The 24,096-nt window shown below is 60.2% G+C and carries 19 protein-coding genes and 1 tRNA gene; 8 read left to right on the top strand and 12 right to left on the bottom strand.

Features of this window, described 5'->3' with window-relative positions; translation table 11 throughout:
- Nucleotides 1–3: 3 nt before the first annotated feature.
- From wecB to LARV_RS05805, 3 genes are all read right to left on the bottom strand, one after another.
- A complete protein-coding gene (gene wecB / locus LARV_RS05815) occupies nt 4–1,134 on the bottom strand; it encodes a non-hydrolyzing UDP-N-acetylglucosamine 2-epimerase (RefSeq protein WP_075072744.1) in 1,131 nt (376 codons plus the stop codon).
- A 73-nt stretch (nt 1,135–1,207) separates the two neighbouring features.
- Nucleotides 1,208–2,485, bottom strand: coding sequence for a UDP-N-acetyl-D-mannosamine dehydrogenase (gene wecC, locus LARV_RS05810; protein WP_075072743.1), 1,278 nt, complete (start codon nt 2,483–2,485; stop codon nt 1,208–1,210).
- A 139-nt stretch (nt 2,486–2,624) separates the two neighbouring features.
- On the bottom strand, nt 2,625–2,996 hold the full coding sequence (locus LARV_RS05805) for a nuclear transport factor 2 family protein (protein WP_075072742.1): 372 nt from the start codon (nt 2,994–2,996) through the stop codon (nt 2,625–2,627).
- Between the two features lie 184 nt (nt 2,997–3,180).
- Here LARV_RS05805 and LARV_RS05800 point away from each other — a divergent pair, with 184 nt between their 5' ends.
- Genes LARV_RS05800 through LARV_RS05790 form a run of 3 tightly spaced genes read left to right on the top strand, consistent with a single transcriptional unit; the run spans nt 3,181 to nt 10,128 of the window.
- Nucleotides 3,181–4,983: a transposase gene (locus LARV_RS05800; protein WP_075072741.1), complete on the top strand. Its 1,803-nt coding sequence runs from the start codon at nt 3,181–3,183 to the stop codon at nt 4,981–4,983.
- A 21-nt stretch (nt 4,984–5,004) separates the two neighbouring features.
- On the top strand, nt 5,005–7,791 hold the full coding sequence (polA, locus tag LARV_RS05795) for a DNA polymerase I (RefSeq protein ID WP_075072740.1): 2,787 nt from the start codon (nt 5,005–5,007) through the stop codon (nt 7,789–7,791).
- 24 nt (nt 7,792–7,815) lie between these two features.
- Complete coding sequence (locus LARV_RS05790) at nt 7,816–10,128, top strand: tetratricopeptide repeat protein (RefSeq protein ID WP_075072739.1); 2,313 nt, start codon at nt 7,816–7,818, stop codon at nt 10,126–10,128.
- A gap of 3 nt (nt 10,129–10,131) precedes the next feature.
- On the opposite strand, the gene LARV_RS05785 is transcribed toward LARV_RS05790, so the two are convergent.
- Nucleotides 10,132–10,881, bottom strand: a complete 750-nt coding sequence (locus LARV_RS05785; protein ID WP_075072738.1) for a SagB/ThcOx family dehydrogenase — start codon at nt 10,879–10,881, stop codon at nt 10,132–10,134.
- 119 nt (nt 10,882–11,000) lie between these two features.
- A complete protein-coding gene (murJ, locus tag LARV_RS05780; RefSeq protein WP_075072737.1) occupies nt 11,001–12,599 on the bottom strand; it encodes a murein biosynthesis integral membrane protein MurJ in 1,599 nt (532 codons plus the stop codon).
- A gap of 152 nt (nt 12,600–12,751) precedes the next feature.
- Here murJ and LARV_RS05775 point away from each other — a divergent pair, with 152 nt between their 5' ends.
- The gene (locus tag LARV_RS05775) at nt 12,752–13,489 is read left to right on the top strand and encodes a hypothetical protein (protein ID WP_075072736.1); all 738 of its coding nucleotides are present in this window, start codon (nt 12,752–12,754) and stop codon (nt 13,487–13,489) included.
- Between the two features lie 343 nt (nt 13,490–13,832).
- On the opposite strand, the gene LARV_RS05770 is transcribed toward LARV_RS05775, so the two are convergent.
- The 4 genes from LARV_RS05770 to LARV_RS05750 all read right to left on the bottom strand — a co-directional run bounded on the left by LARV_RS05770 (nt 13,833) and on the right by LARV_RS05750 (nt 16,574).
- Entirely contained in the window at nt 13,833–14,702 is an 870-nt protein-coding gene (locus LARV_RS05770; RefSeq protein WP_075072735.1) for a M23 family metallopeptidase, read from the bottom strand.
- 138 nt (nt 14,703–14,840) lie between these two features.
- Nucleotides 14,841–15,581, bottom strand: a complete 741-nt coding sequence (locus LARV_RS05765) for a hypothetical protein (protein ID WP_075072734.1) — start codon at nt 15,579–15,581, stop codon at nt 14,841–14,843.
- Nucleotides 15,581–16,156 carry an RNA polymerase sigma factor gene (locus LARV_RS05760; RefSeq protein ID WP_075072733.1) on the bottom strand — a complete coding sequence of 192 codons (576 nt, stop codon included), beginning with the start codon at nt 16,154–16,156 and terminating at the stop codon, nt 15,581–15,583. The genes LARV_RS05765 and LARV_RS05760 overlap by 1 nt, the downstream gene beginning before the upstream one ends.
- A gap of 333 nt (nt 16,157–16,489) precedes the next feature.
- Nucleotides 16,490–16,574: transfer RNA gene (locus LARV_RS05750), tRNA-Leu, on the bottom strand.
- Between the two features lie 49 nt (nt 16,575–16,623).
- Here LARV_RS05750 and ychF point away from each other — a divergent pair.
- Nucleotides 16,624–17,691: a redox-regulated ATPase YchF gene (gene ychF / locus LARV_RS05745; protein ID WP_075072731.1), complete on the top strand. Its 1,068-nt coding sequence runs from the start codon at nt 16,624–16,626 to the stop codon at nt 17,689–17,691.
- Between the two features lie 251 nt (nt 17,692–17,942).
- Here the strand turns inward: ychF and LARV_RS05740 are convergent, their stop codons facing one another.
- Nucleotides 17,943–18,296, bottom strand: a complete 354-nt coding sequence (locus LARV_RS05740) for an inorganic pyrophosphatase (protein WP_075072730.1) — start codon at nt 18,294–18,296, stop codon at nt 17,943–17,945.
- A gap of 177 nt (nt 18,297–18,473) precedes the next feature.
- On the opposite strand from LARV_RS05740, the gene LARV_RS05735 reads away from it, so the two are divergent.
- From LARV_RS05735 to LARV_RS05725, 3 genes are all read left to right on the top strand, one after another.
- Nucleotides 18,474–19,424 (top strand): hypothetical protein, encoded by a 951-nt coding sequence (locus LARV_RS05735; protein ID WP_075072729.1) that lies wholly within the window; start codon nt 18,474–18,476, stop codon nt 19,422–19,424.
- A gap of 518 nt (nt 19,425–19,942) precedes the next feature.
- Nucleotides 19,943–20,284, top strand: coding sequence for a hypothetical protein (locus LARV_RS20660; protein ID WP_236709929.1), 342 nt, complete (start codon nt 19,943–19,945; stop codon nt 20,282–20,284).
- Nucleotides 20,285–20,670: 386 nt separating this feature from the next.
- Nucleotides 20,671–21,540, top strand: a complete 870-nt coding sequence (locus tag LARV_RS05725; RefSeq protein ID WP_075072727.1) for a hypothetical protein — start codon at nt 20,671–20,673, stop codon at nt 21,538–21,540.
- Between the two features lie 101 nt (nt 21,541–21,641).
- Here the strand turns inward: LARV_RS05725 and LARV_RS05720 are convergent, their stop codons facing one another.
- Together LARV_RS05720 and LARV_RS05715 are read right to left on the bottom strand one after the other, a co-directional pair.
- A complete protein-coding gene (locus LARV_RS05720; RefSeq protein ID WP_075072726.1) occupies nt 21,642–22,748 on the bottom strand; it encodes a substrate-binding domain-containing protein in 1,107 nt (368 codons plus the stop codon).
- Nucleotides 22,749–23,112: 364 nt separating this feature from the next.
- On the bottom strand, nt 23,113–23,952 hold the full coding sequence (locus tag LARV_RS05715) for a CPBP family intramembrane glutamic endopeptidase (RefSeq protein WP_075072725.1): 840 nt from the start codon (nt 23,950–23,952) through the stop codon (nt 23,113–23,115).
- Between the last annotated feature and the right edge of the window lie 144 nt (nt 23,953–24,096).

Raw genomic sequence — 24,096 nt, 5'->3', positions numbered from 1 at the left:
ACCTCATTCCTTGTAATCCAAAATCGCTTTGACGATGTAATCGGCCGCGTGACCGTCGCCAAAGGGATTGGCCGCCCTGGCCATCGCATCGTACGCGACCGGATCTTCCAGCAGGCGGGCCGCCTCACCCAGGATGCGGTCCGGATCTGTGCCCACCAACTTCAGCACGCCCGCCGTGACGCCTTCGGGGCGTTCGGTGACCTCACGCATCACCAGCGCGGGTTTGCCCAGGCCGGTGGCCTCCTCCTGAATGCCGCCCGAATCGGTCAGCACCAGGGTGGCCTTGCTCATCAGATGCACCATCGGCAGGTAATCCAGCGGTTTGAGCAGGGTGATATTGGGTACATGGTCCAGCCGGCGGTGCACAGGTTCCTGCACGTTGGGATTGAGATGCACGGGATAGACCAGTTCCAGGCGCTCGGGATAGCGTTCGGCCAGCGACTGCAGCGCGCTGCAAATATCTTCCAGCGGTTTGCCAAAATTCTCGCGCCGGTGGGCGGTGATCAGCACCAGTTCCTTGCCGCCCGCGCGGATATTCAGCCGGTCGAGTAGTTCCTGCGCCTCGGCCGGCGCCGGCCGTTTGACGATCTCATTGAGCGCGTCGATGGCCGGGTTGCCGGTCACGGCGATGCGCCAATCCGGGATGCCTTCCTTTAACAGGTTCTGGCGGCTGTGCTCGGTGGGCGCGAAGTGCAAATCAGCAATCACCCCGGCGATCTTGCGGTCGATCTCCTCCGGGAAGGGCTGCCACTTGTCGCCCGTGCGCAGGCCGGCTTCCACGTGCCCGACCCGGATGCGGTTGTAATAGCACAGCAGCGCGGCGGCCATCACGGTGGTCGTGTCGCCCTGCACCAGCACCCAGTCCGGTTTCTCATCCCGCAGCACGGGATCCAGGTGGGTGAGGATGTTGGCGGTCAATTCGGCCAGGCTTTGATTGGGGCGCATCAGGTTCAAATCCACATCCGGCCGGATGCCGAACAGGTTCAACACCTGATCGAGCATCTCGCGGTGCTGGGCAGTGACGCACACCCGGCTTTCGATTCCCGGAGTGCGTTCCAGCGCAGCCACCACCGGGGCCATTTTGACGGCTTCCGGGCGGGTGCCGAAGATGGAAAGAACGCGTAAAGGCGGCATAACCTTTTCCTTTATCAACAAAAACAAACCATCGCGCAGGGGGTCGCCTCGCTGCGCGCTTGTGAATCAAAGCTTATTTACGCACGCCGATCTTGAAGACGCGGAAGCCCAGACCCTGCCAGGCCGCAGCCGGCCAGCCGTTCACCGTGTCGACCACGACGCGGGCCGGGGTCATTTGCGCCACGGTTTCGGGCTGCAGGTCGCGCAGTTGGGTGTGCCCCACCAGCAGCAGCAGCGCATCCGCTTCGGCGATGGCTTCAGCCAGGGTCGGGACGATGTGCAGGCCTTCGATCTGGGCATCCGTCTTGAACGGTTCGTACGCCGTCACGTTCGCGCCGGCATCCTGCAGCAGGCGCGCCACTTCGACGGCCGGGCTTTCGCGCAAGTCATCCACATCCGGCTTATAGGAAAGCCCCAGCGCGGCCACGCGCCGTCCTTCCAAATTGCCGCCCAGGGCGCGCCGGACCAGGTCGACCACGTACTTCGGCTGGCCGTCGTTCACTTTGCGCGCGGTGGCAATCAAAGGTGTCAGGTCAGGCGCGGCTTCCACCAGGAACCACGGATCCACGCTGATGCAGTGCCCGCCCACGCCTGGGCCGGGATTGAGGATGCGCACCCGCGGGTGGCGGTTGGCGATGCTGATTGCCTCCCACACGTCCACGCCAAAGCGGTCCGCCAGGCGTGAGAATTCGTTGGCGATGGCAATGTTGACGTCCCGGTAGGTGTTTTCCATCAGCTTGACCATCTCGGCGGTGGTGGCGTCGGTCAGGACGATCTCGCCCTTGACGAAGATCCCATACAGGTCGCGCCCGGCTTCAGAGGAAGCCCGGTCCACGCCGCCGATCACGCGCGCGTTTTCGATCAGCTCGCGCAGGATCTGTCCGGGCAGCACACGCTCTGGCGAATAGGCCAGGTGAAAATCGACGCCGGCCTTCAGTCCGGACCTTTCCAAAATGGGGGCCACGATGTTGGTCGTGGTGAGCGGCGGCGAGGTGGATTCAAGAACCACCAGGTTGCCGCGCCGCAGCACCGGAAGGATCGACTCGGTGGCCGAGCGGACGAAATCCAGGTCGGCGCGTTTGTCGTCAAAGAAAGGCGTCGGGACGGCGATGACGAAGGCGTCCGCCTCCTCGGGTTTGTCCGAAATGGTCAGGTGCCCCGAACCCAGCGCCGCCTGAACCAGCGTGCGCAGCCCGGGCTCGACGATGTGCAGGTGGCCGTTTTTCAACCCGGCGACGATCTGGGGATTGACGTCCACCCCGATCACCTGCACGCCCGACGTGGCAAAGGTACTGGCTGTGGGCAGGCCGATATAGCCCAGCCCGATAACGCAAATTTTATTGAATTTCACAAGAGCTCCTTGCGACTTTATTTCCACTCCCGACCGAAACCGGAGCGAATGCAATTATCTCATACCTAGGAAGGGTTGCGAAGGGGTTTTTCACCCTATGGGCGCCCGCACCCGCAGGGTGCCCGCACCCATAGGGTGCTTACCCCTGCTCGACCCAGGCGGCGCGCCAGGCCTGGGCCGGATAGGGCTCGGGCCAGAATTCACGCAGGTGGCAGATGCGCCCATTCCGGACCCGGAAGAACGAAATCGCCCGGGCTTTCTCTTCACCCCAGGTCGCCTCGACTTCGGTCACCACTTCATCCCCTCCGGCCACCACGCGCAGGACGCGAATGCGCCATCGGCCGGGGTAATGGGCATTGACAGCCACGAAATTCGCCCGTCCGCGGATGCGTTCGCCAGATTGCGGCCATTCGCACACGAAGTCATCGGCCAGCAGCGCTCCCGCGGCATCGAAATCCAGATGATCGAAAGCGTCCCACAGGGCCAGGACCGCTCTTACGCTTTCCTCCATTTTTCAGCCGCCTTCCCGTCAATTCGGACCGCCCATTAACTTTCCGAATCGATCTTTTTTTTCACTTTCGCAATTGTAGTTGAAAATCTTAATTTCCATAAAGATTTCGGGCACAAAGCCTGCAACGCATAATCGCCAACCGATCCGACTTGCCCCGAATTTATGCCCGTGATACACTTTTAACGTGCCCAAACAGATCCTGGTCGCATCCCCCCACCTCGCATTTGGAGAGCTACTTCGCCTCAGTCTGGAGGAAAGCGGCCAATACCGGGTGCGTTTGGTCCACAGTGGATCCGAGGCGCGCAGCAGCGCCGGCCGGGCAATCTTCGCGCTGCTGATTCTGGACGCCGACTTAACCGATTGCCCGTTTGCCGAACTGGCGCGGGATATCCACGAACAACAGCCGCAGGCGCGGCTGATTCTGATTCCACCCGACAACAATCCGCAGCACCCCTCCCTGCGGGGGCTGACCGCGGACGCCTACCTGACCAAGCCATTCTACCTGCCGGATTTACTGGAAACGGTCGAAAGGCTGATGGCCGCCCCGCTCGCTGCGCCTTCCGTTCCGCCCCCCGCCGCCGCCGAAAAACCACCGGTCGTTGATCCGGCGTCCGCCCCGGCGGAAGCATCTCAAGCCCCGATCGAACGGCCGGCCTGGCTCGACAATCCGGCCGCCGTGCAGCAGGCGCTGGACAACGCGGTCAGCGATCCACGCATTCACGCCGCCCTGATCCTCATCGACGGCCAGGTAAACGGCGGCAGCGGCGCGCTTTCGCCCGCCGCCCGTCAGGAAATTGCCGCCCTCCTGATGCGTTCCTGGGAACGCCATCAGAACAGCGATCAGGCGCGCTTCGTTCGCCTTGCCGAAGGCGGAGAACAGTTGATTTACGCCACCCGCCTGGCCGAAAAGGTGGCCCTGGCCCTGGCCTGCGAAGTAAACCTGCCCCTGACGCGCGCGCGTTCGAAAGCCACCTTATTGTCGCGCCAGTTAGCAGAAATTCCCGAGGCGCCGGACCAACCGCCCATCGAATCGCCCATCGAATCGCCCGTCCCGAACGCCGAAGCGGAGCCCGTCGCGGAAGACCTGGGGCTGGAAGCCAATGAGAGCGAAATCCCGGATCTGCGGCTGCTGGATTTGCTGGCCAACGCGCCATCTCCCGATCCGGAATCGCCGAAACCCGACGCCGCCCCTGCCACGATCGAAAACGGTTGGGTGCCGGAGACCGCCGCCGAGACCTCGCCGGTGCCGCTCTCACTCCCCTGGGAACAGATCATCCCCCAGGCCCCGGCCCGCCTGCCGGACGACCCGCCCTCGCCCTACGATGCGCCCACCATCGCCATTCGCCGCCGAGCGGCCGCCAGCGACGCGCCGACGGTTGCCATTCAACCCCAGGGCGCCCAATCCTCCAGGGGCGATGCCGCCACGGACCTGGAGGAAAGACCCACCGTCAAGGTCGAGCCGGTCGAACCGCCTCCGCCCATCCTGCCGCCATCCATGGCCCGGCCTGAAATCCCGACCGATAGCGATGAACCCCAGCCGTTTTTTGCCATGCCGCAGGGCAGCCTGCTCTCGGTCGAACCCGTCTCACCGACCCTCAGCCACCTCTCTTATTCCGCTCTCCTGCTGCCGCGTTTTCCACAGCATGTCCTGGTGGGAGACCTGGCGGAAGAGCTGGGCCTATGGGTGCCGCAGTTGTGCCTGGCCTTTGGCTGGCGCCTGGAAGGGATGGCCGTTCGCCCGGGTACGCTTCAATTCACCCTGCAGGTCGCCCCGACCGTCTCCCCTGGAAACGTGGTGCGCATTCTGCGTCAGCGCACCTCTCAACGCATCTTCGGCCGCTTCCCCGAGTTGAAGGAATTGAATCCTTCGGGCGACTTTTGGGCGCCCGGTTATCTCATCATCAGCGGATCGACGCCGCCGCTACCAAACCTGCTGCACGACTTTGTCGCTCAAACCCGCCGCCGGCAGGGTCTGCCGGCCAACTGAGCGCTTTTTACAGGAACTGCCATGCCCCCAGTTTTGTATCTCATCGATGGCCACGCTCTGGCCTACCGTACATATTTCGCCCTGGCCAGCGCCGGGGAACGCCTGCAAACCCATTCCGGTGAACCCACGGCCGGGATCTACGGCTTTGCCAGCGTACTGATGCGCATTCTGGAACAGGATCGCCCGGATTACCTGGCCGTGGCCTTCGATACCGGCAAGACCTTCCGTAATGACATGTACCCGGCCTACAAGGCCACCCGCGCCAAGATGCCGGATGATTTGCGCGCCCAGATCGATCACATTCGCCAGATTGTGGACGCCTTCAACCTGCCGCGCCTGGAAAAAGAAGGCGTCGAAGCCGACGATGTGCTCGGCAGCATCGCCAAGCAGGCCGTCGAGCACGGCCTGGGCGTCAAGATCATCACCGGCGACCGCGATCTGTTGCAACTGGTCAACGACCGCATCATCGTCAACCTGGCCGGCAACAAGCTCTCCGAGGCACGCGACTTCACCGCCGCCGACGTGGTCGAGACTCTGGGCGTCCGCCCCGAGCAGGTTATCGAGTACAAGGGCCTGGTCGGCGATAAATCCGACAACATCCCGGGCGTGCCGGGGGTGGGTGAAAAAACCGCCACCAGCCTGCTGGAACGCTACCCAACCCTCGAAGACATCTACGCTCACATCGATGAAATCAAGGGCGCCATGCGCGCCAAACTGGAGGCCGGGCGCGAGTCAGCCTTCCTCAGCCGCGACCTGGCCACCATCCGCACCAACGTGGCCATTTCGCTGGATCTGGAAAAGGCCCGCGCCAACGATCTCAACCTGCCGGCCGTCGAGGCCATCTTCCGCGAGCTGGAATTTCGCACGCTCATCGCGCGCCTGGCCAAACTGGCGCCCGGCTACCAACCGCCGGCCGCCTCGGCCGCCGGCGGGCAGCTTTCCCTGTTCGGCGTGCCCATCACCCAGGTCGGGCAGAGCGAGACCTTCGCCAACCACTATAGCGTGGTCAACACACCTGAAGCCCTGAAGGAACTCCAGCAGGCGCTGGCCGGCGCCGAATGCCTGGCGGTGGATACCGAAACCACCGGCGTCGACCCGCTGCGCGCTGAACTGGTGGGCATTTCGCTGGCCGTTGTCGAAGGGCAGGGTTATTACATTCCGGTTGGGCACCGCACCGGCGAACCGCAGTTGAAATTGGACGAGGTTCGGTCTGCCCTGCTGCCTGCTTTTACCGACCCCAAACTGCCCAAATACGGCCACAACGTCAAATACGATCTGTTGGCCCTCCGCCGGGCCGGATTGGATCTGGCGCCGATCCGTTTCGATACCATGATCGCCGGTTTCCTCATCGATCCGGCCTCGCGCAGCCTGGGACTGAAGGACATGTCGGAAGACTACCTCAACCTGACGATGACTCACATCGAAGAGCTGATCGGCAAGGGCAAGAACCAGATCACCATGGCCGAGGTGCCCATCGAGCGCGCCGCCGGTTACGCCGCTGCCGACGCCGAGATTACCCTGCGATTGGTGGGCCCACTGCGCAAAGGGATGGCCGAACGCCAGGCCGAAAAGGTCTTCGAAACGGTCGAAATGCCGCTCGTGCCCGTCCTGGCCATGATGGAACAGAACGGCATTGCCCTCGATCTGGACTTCCTCAAGCAAATGTCCACCGAATTGACCAACCGGCTGGTCGAGATCGAAAGTGAAATCTACCGCACGGTTGGCTATCACTTCAACCTCAATTCCACTCAGCAGCTTTCGGATGTGCTCTTCAAGGCGCTTGGCCTCCTGCCGCCCGACCCACGCAAGAAGACCGCCAGCGGCCATTTTTCCACTTCCGCCGACATCCTCGAAGAGTTGCGCGGCCAGCACCCGGCGGTCGACCTGATCCTGGAATACCGCGAACTGTCCAAGCTCAAATCCACTTATGTGGACGCCCTGCCGCTGCAAATCAATCCGGATACCGGCCGCGTACACACCTCTTTCAACCAGACCGGTTCGGTGACCGGCCGGCTGGCTTCCTCCGATCCCAATTTGCAGAACATCCCCACCCGCACCGAACTCGGCCGCCAGGTGCGCCGCGCCTTCATCGCCGCGCCGGGTTACCGCCTGCTCTCGGTGGATTATTCGCAAATCGAGCTGCGCATTGTGGCGGCCATGTCGGGTGACGAAGCCATGCGCCAAGCCTTCCTGGCCGGGCAGGATATTCACGCCGCCACCGCGGCCGCCATCCAGAACGTCCCGCTCGAACAGGTCACCAAGGACCAACGCCGCAACGCCAAGGCCATCAATTTCGGCCTGATCTACGGCATGAGTTCCTTCGGGCTCAGCCGCAGCACCGGACTGACCCTGGCGGAGGCTGAAAATTTCGTCAAGGCGTATTTCGCCCAGTTCCCCGGCGTGCGCCGCTACCTGGACGAGGTCCGCAAACAGGCCAGCCAGCGCGGCTACGTCGAAACGCTGCTCGGACGCCGGCGCTACTTCCCCAACCTGAAAAGCGGGGCCAACCCGAATATGCGCGCCCGGGAAGAACGCGAAGCCATCAACGCGCCCATTCAGGGTACCGCGGCCGATATCATGAAGCTGGCCATGATCGCCCTGCCGGGCGCTCTGCAGCAGGCCGGTTTGCACGCCCGCCTTCTCCTGCAGGTGCACGATGAACTGGTGCTTGAAGTACCTGAAAACGAACTGCAAGGGACGGCAGGCGTCGTGAAGGATATAATGGAAAATGCTTACCCATTATCCATCCCACTCGAAACTGAGGCTCGTTCGGGAATCAGTTGGGGTGAACTCCAGCCCTTTGCATAATCTTCCATCTACAAGCAGGTGACCATGAGCGGTAGCCAGGAATCCTATAAAAAAGCCATGAACCAGGGACATAACGCCGCCTGGGAACAAAATTGGGATGAAGCAGCCAGCTATTATCAACAGGCCCTCGAGATTCTCCCCGATGACGCGATGGCGCTCACCAGCCTGGCGCTGGCGTTTTTCCAACAGCGCCGCTTCGATGAATCGCTCCAGTTGTACCAGCGCGCGGCCAACCTGTACCCGAATGACCCGGGACCGCTGGATAAGATGGCGCGCATCTACGAGCTGCAGGGGCGCATCCCCGACGCCGTGCAGGCCTGGGTGACCGCCTCGAACCTGCATCTGAACATGCGCGACGCGGATAAAGCCATCGCCTACCTGCAACAGGCTATCGCCCTTCAACCCGAAAACGTCAATGCGCGCTCGCGCCTGGCCATGATCCTGGATAAACTTGGCCGCAAGAACGAGGCCATCACGGAATACCTTTCAGTGGCCAGCCTGATGCAAAGCAGCGGCGACAAGGGCAAGGTCAATCAGATCATCCAGTACCTGTACCAAACCCAGCCCGACAGCGCCGAGCTGCGCCATGCCTTATCGCTGTTCCGCAACGGCCAACCCCTTCCGCCACCGGCCAAAGCCCGGCGCAGCGGAACCGGACCCATCCTGGAGCAGCCGTTGCAGTTGGAAAAAGAAAAAACGCCTGTCCAGACGCCCGATCCGATCGCAGAAGCCCGCCAGGCCGCCATGGCCGAACTGGCTGCCCTTTTATTCAATCAGGCCAGCGATGACACGGCCGGGCAGAGCGCCCGCCGCGGCATCAGTTCCATCACCCGCGGCACCGGAGCCCTGTCGCTTGAGCAGGCTGAACAGACCCGCATCATCATGCACCTGGGGCAGGCGATCGATTCCCAGACTCAGGGACAGGATAAACAGGCCGCCGAAGAACTGGAACGCGCCACCGACATCGGCCTGCGCCACCCGGCCGCCTATTTCGATCTGGGCATGCTCACCGTTCAAACCAATCCGCAGGCTTCCCTGCGGTATCTGCAGGAATCCGTAAAACATCCTGACTATGCCCTGGCGTCTTATCTGTTGATGGCCCAGATTCAGCGCCAAACCAATGAGATGGGCGAGGCGGTCATGTGCGCCCTGCAGGCACTGCGCCTGGCGGATACGCATACCGTCAACACCGAAGAGGCGGATGAACTCAGCCAGCTTTACGAACCGGTCATCGAATCGCAGACCCAAAGCACAGATGAGAAGATTCTGGGCGGCATTTACGACATCGTCATGGAGCAGGTGCTGCGCCCCAACTGGCGCGAATACCTGCGCATGGCGCGCGCTCAAATGCCGCCCCAGCCCGAAGGCACGCCGCCCTTGCCGCTGGCCGAAATGCTGCTCGAATCACGCAGCAGCCAGGTGGTCGAAGCCCAGGCAGGCATTCGCCGGCTGGCCGCAAAGGACAAAACACGTTCAGCCATGGAAGTGGCTTTCAACGCCCTGGAAGCCGCCCCGACCTATCTGCCGCTGCACGTTCAGATGGCCGAATTGTTGATCCAGGAAGGCCGCGTGCAGGACGCCGTGGATAAATTCATGCTGGTGGCGACGCTGTACACTTTGCGCGGCGAGGCCGAACAGGCCATTCGCCTGCTCACCCGCGTGACGCAAATGGCGCCCATGGACCTTTCGGTGCGCCGGCGTTTGATCGACCTGCTCACCGCCCAGGGCAAAATCGACGCCGCCCTGCAGCAGTACGTCGATCTGGCGGGTGTCTATTACCGTCTGGCCGAACTGGATAAGGCGCGCCAGTCCTATCTGGATGCCCTGAAACTGGCCTCGCGTTCCAAGAATGGGCGCAGTTGGGCGACGCATATTCTGCCCAAGATGGCGGACATCGACATGCAGCGCCTGGACATGAAATCGGCCCTGCACTCCTACGAACAATTGCGCTCCACCGTTCCGGAAGAGTCCGAGCCGCGCGTGCTGCTGGTCAACCTGCTCTTCCGCATGGGGCAGGACGCCACTGCAATGACCGAACTCGATTCTTACCTGAAACTGGTCGAAAAAACCAACAAACCGGATCTGGCCATCCAGTTCCTCGAATCCGTCCTGCTCGAAAATCCGGACAAGCTGGAAGTGCGCAAGCGCGCCGCCGGCCTGCTGATGCATTCCGGTGAAATCGACCGCGCCATCGTCGAGATGGATCAGATTGCTGAAAGCCTGCTCCAGACCGGCAACCGCGTGGCGGCCATTGCCGTTTTGGAAGACATCCTGGCGCTCAATCCGGCCCATCCTGAGAAATACCAGGGCTTGCTCAAGCAGGCCCGCGGAGATTGAGCTTTATTCGCGTGGGGCGCGTTTCCCCAGCGTGGCCGCATAGACCGTAAACTGGTTTTCACCGTCCACGCCCAGGGCGGCGTTGAGCGCATCATCGTCGTATGCGCCGATGGCGCACACCCCGCTGTCGATGGCTTCTGCAGCCAGATACAGGTTCTGGCAGACGTGCCCGGCATCCAGGAATAAATAACGGTACCCGCGCTCGCCGTAACGCCAGTACATGCGCTCCAGCACGGCCACCCAGAAGAACGTGACCGCGCTGTTTCCAACGTGCTCCTGGTGCGCGCAGGCCTCTGTCAGGCGCACGTTGATATCCAGGCTGCCGTCCGCCAGCAGCAAGGCGTGCTGGGTGGCGATGTAGCGGTACAGTCCGGGCTCCAGGCCGTCCACCCGGTTGATCAGCACATAAGTCTCGAAGGCGTGCCGCGCGCCGGCCGAGGGCACGTTGCGCGCCGTCGACGGCCGGGTGGTAATCCGGCGCACGCCCTGCGTGACCCATAACAGGTAACTCAATTCTTCCAGGCTGAGCGGCTGCGGACTGTACTGACGGATGGTCTTGCGAACCTCCATGGCGCGGCGCAGATCCATCTCCGGCGTCGGCGCCTGGTCGTGCGCCGGCAGGCGAATCAATATGCCGTCCGATGGATAGCCCAGCTCGAGCGGCGGCTGCGGCAATCCCTGGCTTTGCCGGGAGGGTCCGGCATATTTCGGTTTCGTTTTTTCGATAAATTCCTGACCGATGGAAGCAGACATAAGGAACTCCTTGATTAGCGAAGGGAGTGATGAGTGATGAGTTATGAGGAAATGTCATTTACTTCCTCATCACTCATGACACATCACTCTAAACTCTTCCCCCATCCTCCCCATCCTCTTTATCCCTGTTTTCTTTTCATCCTCCGCCGGAGCGCCGCCAAAACGCTGTTCAGTTCCGGCACGCGCAGCGCCAGCATAACCGCCCCATAAATGGCGACGCCCGCCGCCGCCCCGCCCACCAGGCGGACCACTTCCGGCAGAGCAGCCGTCAGACTCAACCAGCCCCATACCGTCAGCCCCATGGCCAGCGAGCCCAGCCCGCCCAGCAGCAGCGCGCGCGGCACGGTGCTGCCGCCTAGGCCGTTCAAACGCCGCCGCAGCAGAATCACCAGCGTGCTCATCTCGAGAAACGTCGCCAGCGAATTGGCCAGGGCCAGGCCGCCGTGCGGCATCCAGCCCCAGGCGGAGAACAGACGCGAAAAGGCAAAACTGAAGGCCACGTTCAGGCTCATCGCCACCACACCCACGGTCACCGGAGTGCGCGTGTCGTGCAGGGCGTAGAAAGCGCGCACGATCACCTCCAGCACTGAGTGTCCCATCAGGCCGGCTGTATACCACAACAACGCCCAGGCGACCATCTCCGTCGAAAGGGCTGTGAAGGAGCCGCCCTCATACAACACCCGGATCAACGGCGTTCGCAACAGGATCAGTCCCACGGTCGCCGGCATGGCCAGCAGTAAAACGCCGCGCAGGCTGCTTGCCAGCGAAGTCCGCAGATCGTCCAGTTTACCCAATGCCACCTGGGTTGAAAAGGTCGGCATGGCGGCCACGGCCACCGATTGGGCAATGGCTACCTCCGGCATCATCATCCAGGTGAAGGCCAGGGTGATGGATGAAACGCTGCCGTCCGGCAGGCTGAGGGCGATGATGGTGTTGACGAAGAAATTCAACTGCACCACCGCCACGCCCAGGATGCGCGGCCCCATCAGCGAAATCACCTCGCGCACTTCGGCGACACCCCGCCCAAGGGTCAGCGTATAACCTCCGCCCAGTTTCAACAGGTTGGGCAGTTGAATCAGCAAATGCAGCAACGAACCCGCCAGCGCTCCCCAGGCCAGACGATTGATACCCAGTTCGCGCGGCAGCAACAGCACGCCCAGGATCTGGCCGATCGAATACATGGCCGGGGCAATGGCCGGCAGCCAGAAGCGTTGATTGGCGTTGAGAATGCCCATCACCAACCCGCTCAAGCCGAAGATCACCACCGTCGGCAGCATCACGCGCAGCAGCGCGACCGTCAGGGCTTCCTGGCCGATCGATTCACCCGGAGACAGCACGTACAATCCGTGACGCACCACCTGAGGCGCGAAGATCATCGCCAACGCGGCCACCAGCGTCAGGCCCAGCAGCAGCAGGTTGGCCACGGCCGATGCCAGTTTCCAGGCCCGTTCGCGCTGCTCCTTCGCCAGCAGCCCCGTAAAGGTGGGAATGAAAGCCGATCCCAGCGCGCCGCCCGCCATCAGGTTGTACAACAGTTCGGTGACCCGGTTGGCCGCGTTAAAGGAGTCCAGATCGGCACTGGTGCCAAACACGCGGTAAACCAGGATGCCGCGCAGCAGGCCAATGGCCTGGGTGATCAAAAATGCCGCCATCACCGTCCCCGCAGCGCGGGCAATCTGGCGAACGGCGGAACGCGAAGATATAGCGGATGAGTCCATATGCAGGGATTATACCTGCGATCCCTGCCAAAGCGTTTTAAGAGAAGAGGTCTCATTTCCGGGTTTGCGCGGTTATTCCGGCTGGACTATACTGAGGTATCCAAAGGCGCCCCAAGAATAGAACCCAACCCGGCGCGAGTTGCGGAGGAAATATGGAAGTCGAACACAGCGAAGATAACCTGGATGAAAAAGCCCCCACCGAGAACGTCGAAAACAATGAAAATCAGGCCGAAACGGTGCCGCCGGCTCCCGACACACTTCATACCCCTGAAAAACCGCATCGGTCGTGGTTTGCTTCGTTCCTACATTTTCTGTTCAGCACCGACACAGCCGCGGGGCGTTTTCTGCGCCCGCTGCTGCGCTGGTCAGCCTTTATCGTGGTTCTGTTCGCGGCCGGACTGCTGGTCATGTACTTCTGGCGGGTGCGGCCCACGGAACAGATCCTGGCCCAGACTGCCGCTCAACTGGTGACCGCACAGGATGAACTGACCGGCGCCCGTGACAAAGTCACCGCCAGCGACGCCGAGATGAGCGACATGCAAACCCGTCTTCAGGCTGCCGAGGAAACCGCTCAAACCGCCAGCCAGCACCTGCTGCTGACCACGCTGCGCAATGATGTGGCCAGCGCGCGGGTGGCGCTCCTGGCCGACAAGGACGTTGCCCAGGCGATTCTCGACGTCTCCGCCGCTGAGCTCGACCTGCAGGAACTCAAACCGGCGGTCGACAAGATCAATGCCACGCTGGGCGATGAATTGGTCCAGGACCTGGCGGCCATCAAGAAAGGCCTCAATTCCCGCCCGATCAGCCAGACCACACTGGCCAACCAGTTGTTCTCGTTCGATGTCAAGCTGCTTGGCCTGGAAGAATTGATGTTCCCGGAGGGGAACTAACCACAAGAAGAGATAGCCACAGAGGAAACGGAGTCCACGGAGAAGAACAGAAGAGAAGATAACCACAGAGTCCACAGAGACCTCAGAGAATTTGGAAGAGAGAAGCCGGATAATGATTCCAACTTCTCTCTTTTTATTTACATTCTTCTCCGTGGACTCCGTACCCTTACGGGCACAATGTCTCCGTGGTGAATTTTCTTCTACTATCTTTTCTTCTCTTTTCTTTCCTTTTTTTCTCTTCTCCGTGGACTCCGTGTCTCCGTGGTGAATTCTCTTCTCTTTATTTTTCTTACCCTTTTTTCTTCTTCTCCGTGAACTCTGTGTTTCTGTGGTGAATTCTCTTCTACTTAACCAGGTTCAATACGATCAACGGATCCACCCAGATGAAATCCCCGCTGACGCGCCAGTCGCAGTAGGCGGCCATCTCGGGTTCGGATGCACTTACGTCGTAATGCGCCAGGCTGCCCAGGCGGGCCCCGGCCGGCCCGACCCGCACCTCGAAATGCAAATGCGGCGCCAGCGCGTTGCCGCTCTGCCCCACCGTCCCCAGCGTCTGCCCGCAGTTCACTTCTTCCCCCACCTGAAGATCAGCCATCGAGCTCAGATGCGCGTAGAGAATATACACCGATCGCCGGGATGCATCATATTGCGGCGCGGGCGTGACCGTCGGGCAGGTCAGCGGATCGTTGGGTGAGCGCGGTGGCCAAACTGCCAGGTCGCCGAACTGAGCCTGCAAATCGGCCGGCAGCGTCTCGAGCGGCGTCTCGACGATCACCGCCGTGCCGTATGGGAAACGGTCCGTCTGGACCAGCGCGACCGTCCCGGGCAGCGCGACCTGCACCGTGCGTCCGGGCACGGCGATGCGGTTCGGATCGGCCGGGTCGAAATCGCTCAGATCCACGCCCTGATGCGGATTGTCCGAACCGGGCGCGGGCGGATCGAAGGGGTTGCTGATGCGCGCCAGCAGGTCGGCCTGATCGAAACCCTGCAGCGGAGAGCACACCTCGAGGGTCGGCGTCACGACCGCTGTCGCTTCTTCAGTCATAGTAATGACGTCAGTCGTTTCTGCGGGCATTTCTGTCGTAATAACGACGGAAGTCGTTTCTTCAGGTGCCGCGACCGTATTTTCTGTCGGCTCAGGCGTCGAAGCCACCGGCTGGCAGGCAGCCAGCCCCAACACCAGTACAATCAGCAAGCCGGAAAGATTTTTCAAAGTTTTTCCTTAACGAAATTTCTACCGCAATCATATCAGCACTCGACCTGCCGGCGCAATCTGAAAGCGGTCATTCCACATGCAAAAAAATCGCGCGCTCGAGATGAGCGCGCTGTTTTTCAAAGATGAGTCGAGACCTTAAGGAATGGATTCGGCCATGCGAATCAACGTTTCGGCCGATATTTGCCCGCCCAAACCCCTGAGGATGTAATTCTGCACGCCCGACTTCCAGTACAGGCTCAAGAAGTCCATATGATCCCACTGTTTGGCATTTGCATTCCAGGCGCCGCGCACCAGGGCAGCCGGCTCCCCATCGACCAGCACTTCCTCGATGCTTTCCGGGCTAACCAGCCAGTTGCTTTCCGACCCGGCCGGGTATTGTTCGATATTGAGCAGAATCGCGCCATTCTCTGGCGAACTCCAGGTGATCTCGACTCGCGTTACACCGTCACCCAATTGCAGCACGGAAACCGGATCCTGCAGTACAAAACCCGCCGGAACCCAGGATGGAAGATCGATCGCCATTCCAGGCGTCTCACGGGCCTCGGCCAGGCTCAGGCTTTCATTCGCGACGGTGGTCACCGGCTCATCGTCGCCGGGATAATCTCCGCTGGTGGTGAACATTTGACCGCCGATCGCACCCACCCAGGTCTGCACCTGGGCGCGCACGGCCGGAGAAAGGACCATCGCCAAGACCAGCGGCAGAATCACAACCAGCATAGCAAAACCGAAACGCCGGGATCGATTTGCGGACCGGCGGTGCGACGCTTGTTTCTGTAAAGCGGCGCGCTTGATCCGCGGCCACAGATCGACCGTGCTGCGCGGAGCCGTTTCCTCGGCGACTCCGGCCAACATCCAGTGCGGATGATGATCGTTCATCAAATTTTCTCCTTGTTGCCTTCCTGAGAGGCTAACAGCATTTTCAATCGGGCCCGCGCGGCGCTCAAATGCCAGCGCAGGGTTCCCGGCGCGCAGTTCAATTGGCCGGCGGAATCTTCGGTGCTCATGTTCAAAAAATAAACCATCACAACCGCCGCCCGCTGGGTTGGCGATAAGCGCCGGATAGCCTGCCGCATCCCGGCGATCCTTTCTTCCCGTACGAGCGCATCCTCGGATTCACGCGGTTGCGCGCTCAGTTGTTGCAGCACCATCTCATAATCCGCATCCCCATCCTCGGGGAGTGGTCTCTGGCGGTTTTGGCGGACGGCTGCCTTGATTGCATCGTTGGTCACCATGCGCATGAACCAGGGCCGGAACGGACGCGTTTCATCGAAACCCCGGATCTTCTCGAAGGCGCGCAAAAAAGCTGCCTGAACGATGTCCTCCGCGAGCGTCCGATCTCCCGTGATGAGGCCGGCCGCCTGAACGGCTTCGACCTGGTATTTTTCCACCAGGGTTTGCAATCCGGCGATATTTCCGGCTTTGAGCTGCGCAATGGCTAAGGCTTCATCCATGAACACTCCTTTACTTTTGGAATCGAGCGCTCTCACTATTAATATCGCTGAGGATCAAAATTGTTGGGGGTTGGTCTGGATTCATCGAATACGGGTATGAGTATCCCCTTTTGGGACAAAGACGCTTCATGGCCAATGCTCACGCCGTTCAGGGTGATGATTTTTTGGCAGGCCGCGAATGCGAATTGCGACCTTTCCATCATAGACTTTTATCGAGAAAAAAGGGCATCCATATTTTCACGGATCCCCATGGGTGTAGATATGGATAACCTCCATCCACCCGTCTGGAAAAAGCAGCGCCCCCCATCAAGAATGGGGGGCGTGTTATAATCTTGGTGCCGAAGGTGGGAATCGAACCCACATTCCTTGCGGAACACGATTTTGAGTCGTGCGCGTATGCCAATTCCGCCACTCCGGCCTGAGTTCCCTCAGTATATCCAATTCTTTGTGAAGGGTCAAGGCTTCTCATGCGTCTTGGAATTATTGGACTGCCCCAATCTGGAAAAACAACCCTGTTCAACGCCCTCACCCGCGGCACACAGCCGACCGGGGCCACGGGGCGGATCGAAGTACATACCGCCGTGGTCGACGTCCCCGACCCGCGCGTCGACCGGCTGACGGATATGTTCAAGCCGAAGAAGAAGATCTACACCAAGGTTACCTACAGCGACATCGCCGGCCTGGACGGATCGGCCAGCAAGAGCGGCATTTCGGGCGCGCTGCTCAACCAGCTCAGCCAGATGGACGGTTTCATCGAGGTGGTGCGCTGCTTCGAGGATGAGAACCTGCCGCATCCCAACGGCAGCATCAACCCGCTGCGCGATATTCAGGCCATGGACAGCGAATTCGTGCTCAACGACCTGATTTCGGTCGAGCGCAAGCTGGAACACCTGGCCGAGGAGCGCAAGAAGGGCGCCGGCCGCGACAAGGCCGTCATCGATCGCGAGATCGAGTTGTTCAAACGGCTGCAGGCCGCTTTGAATGAGGAGACCCCGCTGCGCGACGTGGAAATCAGCGCCGAGGAAGACAGGATGATGTCCGGTTTTGGTTTCCTCAGCCGCAAGCCACTGCTGATCGTACTCAACCTTTCGGAAGGGCAGAAGGCGCCTGAGATTACCTATGCGCACCAGCATACCCAGATCGTGGCCCTGCAGGGCAAGCTCGAAATGGATATCGCCCAGCTATCGCCGGACGAGGCGGAGATGTTCCTGCAGGAATACGGCATCGCAGAACCCAGCCTGAACAAAATGATCCGTCTGTCCTACGATCTGCTCGGCTTGCAGTCATTCTTCACCGCCGGCGAGGACGAATGTCGCGCCTGGACGGTGCGGCGCGGCGCGCTGGCGCCTGAAGCCGCCGGCGTCATCCACACCGACCTTCAAAAAGGGTTTATCCGCGCCGAAGTGGTGGCTTACGACGACCTGATGGAACTCGGCAGCATGGCCGCCGCCAAATCCCGCGGCAAGCTGCGCCTGGAAGGCAAGGAATACATCGTCAAAGACGGCGACATCCTCAACATCCGGTTTGCGCTTTAAGAGGATTCACCACGGAGACACGGAGAACACGGAGAAGAATCAGTAAAAAGAGAAGAGGAGACTGGAAAAATTTCCAGTCTCCTCTATTATTTATTGATACTCTGGAAAAACCTGAAGAATTTTTCTTTTCCTCTGCTGAATCGCTTCTCGTGAACTCCGTACCCTTACGGGCATAATGTCTCCGTGGTGAACCCCTCTTCTTCTTCTCTTCTCTATCAAGCTTTCCCTCTGTGATTTTTGCGTCTCTGTGGTTATTCCTCTTCCCGCACGATCAACACCCCGGCCTGGGTATACGTATTGTGCGTCTGCAGGATCACCTGCATCTCCGCCGGCGTACAGCCCAGCAGAATCTTGATCTCCGAATCGCGCTTGGTCAAATCCACGGTGCAGATCACACCAGTCGCTTTTTGCTCCGACAGGCTGCCGCGCCACACGTCGATTCCGCCGTTATCGCCCGAGGTGGTGTCCTCCAGATAGCCGTAATCCAGCGGGTAGATGAAATCCGGATAGCGCGGGTGCGCGGTATGGGCCGGACGGTCGATGACCACCTTTGCATTCGCCACCAGTTGGTCGATCGATTCCCAGAAACGCGTGGAATAGTTCATGAGGTTTCGTTCCTGTCGAAGGTGTATGATTGGGCCAAGAGATTTTATAATATCAGATAAGGATGCAAGTCGACAACAAATAATTGTGAAGCGTGAGCCGTGAAACGGGAAGCACAAGATGACCACTTTACCGTTCACACTTCACCCTTCACCCTTCACAACTTTCCCGAGGTATCCATGCCCGACGATTCCCTTGCCAAGTTAAGTCCCGATCAATTGAACACCCTGGAAGACGACCTGACCCTCTTTTTCACCACCCTTTCTCCCGCCGATCAGGACTTCTTTGCCGCCAACTTCAATGCCCATGACCTGCCGGCTGCGCTGAGCCGCAAGCGCGAGCTGCTGGAACGCAGTAAAAAAAGCCGCGAACGCGCCGCGCGCATCAAGGCTGAGACTGACGCCAAGGCCGCTGAGGTCGCCGCTCAAACCACGGACGACGATCTGCTCGCAGCCGCGGCCGCAGCGCTGGGCATCGGCCTCGGAGCCGCAGGCGCCGCCATCAGCGGCAACACCGCCTTCTATCGCGGCGTGCGCCCATCCGACCTGGTCGATCCACTGCGGGCTGAATTCAACTCTGCCCAGACCGTCGCGGCCGCCGGTGGCCCGCCAGAAGCGCTTACCGTCACCATTTTTCTGCTCGGGCAGTTCGACCGGGTCGCCGCCATGACCGTCAACCTGACCGTCAAAGACGACGGCACCGAGGTTAAGGTCAACGACCTCTCGACGCGCGGGGTGTTGGCCGTGGTGCGCGCCGGCGGCGCCAAGCTGTTGAACGTTGCCGGTCAGGGATTGCGACTGCTCAGCGGGCACCTCTCCCCGGGCGAAGCCATCGATGCCGCCGGACGAACGCTGGCCAGCAGCGCCGACCTGGCTGAAGCCGTGGCCAATCTGCAGCTCAAGGAACGCGCCTGGAAGGTCATTCGCCAGACAGCCGAAGCCATCGAGGCTGCCTACCAGGACCGGCTAAAGCAGGAACGCGAGGCGCAGGCGCAGCTCGAAGCCGCCTGGGATCGCTATTACAACTGTCCCACCTGTGGTGTGGCCTTCGGCGCCGGGGATGCCACCTGCCGCGTATGCGGCGCCGCCCGCCCCGACAAACCGCTTACACCGGATCCAAGACAGAAATAGCCACAGAGAGCACAGAGATCACAGAGGGAAAGAGCCAGAAGAAGAGAAAAATTGATAAAGAAATAACCGGTTTCTTCTTTTCTTCTTTTCTTCTTTTCTTCTTTTGTTTTTTTCTCTGTGGCCTCGGTGATCTCTGTGGCTCTTTCTTCAAATTTGACCATGACTCAACCCTATTCTCCCGCTCTTACCCTGGCGGAAAGAATCGCCGGGCTGTTTGCCGCCCTGCCGCAGGTGTAAGCCGTCGCGCTGGGCGGTTCGCCGGCCGGCGGCAGTTCCGATCCGACCTCCGACATCGACCCGTACGTCTACACCCGCGCGCCTATTCCAATGGAAGAACGGATCCACCGCCTGCTGCACGATCACCAACCCGCTCTGAGCTATATCATCTGCTTCTGGTACACACTGCTCCAATCACGCATCTACCCGACCCCGAAGGCTGGTTCGGGCGCCTGCAAGCCTTCGCCAATCAGGATTATCCCGAAGCCCTGCACCGGCACATCATCGAGCTCAATCACCCCGTGCTGGGCGGCGTCATCCCGGCCTATGCCCACCAGATCGAAAAAGCCGTGCACAGCGGCGACCGCATCCGCGCCAACCACCGCCTGGCTGCCCTGCTGGCCAGCTATTTTGACGTGCTCTTCGCCCTCAACCGCCGGCCGCATCCCGGCGAAAAACGCCTGGTCGAATATGCGCTGCGCCATGGCACGCTGCTCCCCACGGACTTCGAAACTGACCTTGACACGGTTCTGCTCGCCAGCGGCGCGGCCGGCCCGGCGTTGAACGCCGCGGTTGTGCGCCTGCTTGATCACCTGGATGCACTGCTGGGACAGCCGGAGTTCGCGGTGAGGCGTGAAGCCTGAGCGCTGACCAGAACAATCCCTTACGTAAGGGAGCAGCGCGGAATATGTACGACATCCATCCACCTGTGACAGGCTGCGCCCGTGCCCGCAACATTCCAGATTTTCTCAAGGTGTCGATCTCTGGCACCTGTGGCGTAAGGGCGGCAGCGGGAAATTTGAAAGTAAGCCCATCCATCACGGCCAGGCTGCGCCCGGGATTGTCCGATCGCCGCGGCAGAAGGTTCAGCCAGTTGACTTCCCACAATACGCCGCAGCGAACACTGCTGAACCCCTACGAGGATGTATGTCCCCGACATTCTTTTTTTTCGTCTGTAGCCAATCGTCCTCTTGTATTCGTAGAACACAATTGCTATAATTTATTTATTCCTTCCGCAAGGACTGTCCCCATGTCTCCAATCCTCGACCGCGCGCACGATTTCATCTTTAAAAACGCCCGGCTGCTCGATCGCCAGCTCTTCGCCTATCTCTTCAAAGGCGGCAGCAAGCAGGCCGTGATCCAGGCGTTGGCAGCCTACCAGAACCCGGACGGCGGCTTCGGCAACGCGCTCGAACCCGACAAGCGCGTCCCCGATTCGCAGCCCGTGGACTGCGAAATGGCCTTTCACATCCTGGAGATGATCGACGCCTTCGATCATCCGTGCATCCTGCAGGCCTGCGGCTTCCTGCAGCGCATCAGCACGCCCGAAGGCGGTGTGCCTACTGCCCTGCCATCGGTAATGAATTACCCGCATGCCGGCTGGTGGAACACGCCGCCCGATCCGCCGGCTTCGCTCAACCCGACGGCTGCGCTGGCCGGGATGCTGCTGCAACACAGCGTTCGCCATCCCTGGCTTGACCGCGCGATTCCCTTCTGCTGGCAGGCCATTGCCGCGAGCGAATCGACCGAATATCACGATCTGCTGCCGATGATCGCCTTCCTGCAGCACGCGCCCGATTCAGTCCGCGCTCAAGCCGAATTGCAGCGCATCCGCCGGCGCATCGAAGAGAATCAACTGGTCTGCCTGGATCCAAATGCCGCCGGATACGTGCATCCGCCGCTCGATTGGGCGCCCACGCCGCAGCACTGGGCGCGCAACCTGTTCACCGACGCCGATCTACAGGCCGACCTCGAACACCTGCTTTCAAAACAACAAGAAGACGGCGGCTGGCCGATTTCCTGGACACCGGTCAGCCTGGCCGTGGAGCTGGAATGGCGCGGCTGGAAGACTGTGCAGGCGCTGTATACGCTGAGGGCGTACGGAGTGGAAGTAAGTTAAGGGAAGAGTTCTGAGTTGACGAGTGATAAGGGAAGAAAATTAACACTTTTTCAGGACATCAACGCATTACTCATCACTCATCACTCATCACCCATTACTCATCACACTTCGATCTTCTCTCCCGTATGCTCGAAGCTGTATCCCTTGAGCGACCCCATGCCTTCGCGCGCTTTCTCACCCGTCAGCCAGCCCAGCAGGCTGTGCAGGGGTTCGCGCTGCGCTCGTTCGGCAAAGGTGACCAGGTCGTACGATTCGACCACCAGGAAATGAGACTCTAATTTAAACGCCAGCGCCGCCGATTCCAGGCCCAGTCCCACGTCAGCAGCGCCCTCGGCGATCGCGCGCGCCACCTCGGAGTGGGTCGGCTTCTCGTTCTCGTACCCGTCGATCCGGTCCGCGTGAATATTCTGCTGGGTCAGCATCGCATCCAACCAGACGCGCGTGCCCGAACCGGCCTGGCGGTTGACAAAGCGCACCCCCGGGCGGGTCAGGTCGGCCAGCGATCGGATGTCCTTCGGGTTGCCCGGCGGCAGGATCAGGCCGATGCGCCGCTCGGCCAGGCGCACGGCCAACATGTGCTTGCCGGGAAAGAATTTTCGGATGTAGGGGATATTATAGGTATCCGTCTCCGGGTCCCACAGGTGGCAACCGGCCAGATCCGCCCGCCCATCGGCCAACGCCATCAACCCGCCCAGGCTGCCGGTAAAGTTGAGCTGGATGACCGTATTGCCGGCAATCTCATGAACGTGATTGGCCAGCCAGGTCACCGCCATGTCGTGGCTTCCGTAGAAGTGCAACGTCTGCCCGGACGGGGTGGATGGGACCTGCGCCAGGGCGCGCCAGCGGTCCATCGCCAGATCGAGAGACTGCTGGATTTCGGGCAGTTCGTAGCCCGCGGTGAGGACTTCCAGCAGGAATTCCTCGGCGCGGTGCACCAGGGTGGCCCGGCGCAGGGGCCCCTGCGATTGCATCAGCGCCGGATCGATATTGCTGGCCACGTGTGTGCCCTTGCCGGCCCGGCTGATGACAAGCCCCTGGTGGGATAATTCCTGATAGGCCTTCTGCACCGTACCCGGCGTGCAATTCCACTGCCGGGTCAGCTCGCGGATGGAGGGCAGCCGGTCGCCCGGTTGCAGATGCCCCTCCAGAATTTCGATGCGAATCTGATCGGCAATTCTTTTGTAGAGAATATATTCTTCAGAGCTCATGTTCCTACCTTATACTGAGTATAAATCAGAAAATGGTGAGAAACAATCCGAAAACCGCTCATAAAAGGGTCACCGGTAAGCTCTATTGTACGGCTTTGGGAAACTGCGTTCGGTAACGGTGCTCAGGCGGTGAGCTTGGGTATATTCCAGGTCGGAGCGGGTGTTGTCTGCACTTCTTGTGTGAGCGTCCCCCAACCCGACCCGCGCGCCTGTCCTCCGATGCCGGTGTGCGGGGGTAAACATTCCCTTGAAGGAAGCCGGGGTTGCCAATTGAGAAGGAAAAAACAGGTTTGTGGTTCGGACTTTGGGGCGAAGCGATGTCACATGCCGATTCATCCGCTTCGCCCCTTCCTTCACCAGATCGTTATACGATCGCCTGACTGAACGCTCTTCCACGATCACTCGGCCCCGATTTTCGCAACAGGAAAAATCCGTACAGCATCAACGGCAGCATGATTGCAATCGTGACCAAAGCCGCCTCGGGAGAGGTTTCTTCGATTTTTCCAAAGGTCAGGCTGCCGACCGCGATATCCTGGAAATTTCCACACATATCGAACAAGGCATGGCAGAAGATTACCGGCCAGATCGATTTATTCCGCAGGAAGCAGGCTGCAAAGAAGATGCCGAAGAAGGTCCCATAGGCGATTTGGGGCAGGGTTGAAAGCAAGGTGCGCCGGCCCATGACCAAATTGATCAGGTGGGCGATCCCAAATATCGAACTGGATACCACCACGGCCAGGTAAGTGCCTCCCCGCGTTGTTCCCCATTTGCGCAGAAAGAGATTCAATATCAATCCTCGGAACAAAATCTCTTCGAAGAAACCGGTCGATAGGTAAAGAAGAAGGTATAGAACAATCCGGATGGGTTGGCTGGTATCGATGCTGAACGTGCCGTCGAATGGGGATGTGCCCCCATTGAGAACGCAGTAAACGAATATCGGCCAGATCACCCAAAGGCTTCTCCAATTGATCCGTCCGGTAAATCCCGCATCCTTCAGGATGCCCAACCGGCCGATCAGGATGACCAACAAAACGCTTACGGTTCCCTGCTCGATGATGCCAACCAGATAGGAGGCATTCTGGAAATCCAGATAAGGCGCTAGAAAATCCTGGAAGTTGATTTCCGTAAGGAACACTGAAGCCAATAAAAACACGATGGATGCCAAGATTGGATATTTGAATATGACTGATTTTACCTGGCTCATGCTATTAACTCTTTTCTCCTGGTATTTCGATTTCAGCAAAATGCAAAGCTTCGCCCTCCGGTATTCTTCCGGATGCCTGGGCAGGCGCCCAGCCAGACAGTCTCTCCAGACGCGATGATCCATCTGGCTGGCGCGATCAATTTT

Source organism: Longilinea arvoryzae, assembly GCF_001050235.1.
Classification (GTDB): domain Bacteria; phylum Chloroflexota; class Anaerolineae; order Anaerolineales; family Anaerolineaceae; genus Longilinea; species Longilinea arvoryzae.
The sequence above is the reverse complement of the archived record's forward strand: the minus strand, read 5'-3'. Positions and strand labels throughout refer to the sequence as shown.

Bases quoted from the DNA above. Each gene is read 5' to 3' on its own strand.
- LARV_RS05725 (WP_075072727.1), top strand. From the start codon at position 20,671: ATGTCTCCAATCCTCGACCGCGCGCACGATTTCATCTTTAAAAACGCC.
- LARV_RS05790 (WP_075072739.1), top strand. From the start codon at position 7,816: ATGAGCGGTAGCCAGGAATCCTATAAAAAAGCCATGAACCAGGGACAT.
- LARV_RS05720 (WP_075072726.1), bottom strand. From the start codon at position 22,748: ATGAGCTCTGAAGAATATATTCTCTACAAAAGAATTGCCGATCAGATT.
- LARV_RS05785 (WP_075072738.1), bottom strand. From the start codon at position 10,881: ATGTCTGCTTCCATCGGTCAGGAATTTATCGAAAAAACGAAACCGAAA.
- LARV_RS05740 (WP_075072730.1), bottom strand. From the start codon at position 18,296: ATGAACTATTCCACGCGTTTCTGGGAATCGATCGACCAACTGGTGGCG.
- polA (WP_075072740.1), top strand. From the start codon at position 5,005: ATGCCCCCAGTTTTGTATCTCATCGATGGCCACGCTCTGGCCTACCGT.
- LARV_RS05805 (WP_075072742.1), bottom strand. From the start codon at position 2,996: ATGGAGGAAAGCGTAAGAGCGGTCCTGGCCCTGTGGGACGCTTTCGAT.
- wecB (WP_075072744.1), bottom strand. From the start codon at position 1,134: ATGCCGCCTTTACGCGTTCTTTCCATCTTCGGCACCCGCCCGGAAGCC.
- LARV_RS05715 (WP_075072725.1), bottom strand. From the start codon at position 23,952: ATGAGCCAGGTAAAATCAGTCATATTCAAATATCCAATCTTGGCATCC.
- ychF (WP_075072731.1), top strand. From the start codon at position 16,624: ATGCGTCTTGGAATTATTGGACTGCCCCAATCTGGAAAAACAACCCTG.
- murJ (WP_075072737.1), bottom strand. From the start codon at position 12,599: ATGGACTCATCCGCTATATCTTCGCGTTCCGCCGTTCGCCAGATTGCC.
- LARV_RS05765 (WP_075072734.1), bottom strand. From the start codon at position 15,581: ATGAACGATCATCATCCGCACTGGATGTTGGCCGGAGTCGCCGAGGAA.
- LARV_RS05775 (WP_075072736.1), top strand. From the start codon at position 12,752: ATGGAAGTCGAACACAGCGAAGATAACCTGGATGAAAAAGCCCCCACC.
- LARV_RS05760 (WP_075072733.1), bottom strand. From the start codon at position 16,156: ATGGATGAAGCCTTAGCCATTGCGCAGCTCAAAGCCGGAAATATCGCC.
- LARV_RS05735 (WP_075072729.1), top strand. From the start codon at position 18,474: ATGCCCGACGATTCCCTTGCCAAGTTAAGTCCCGATCAATTGAACACC.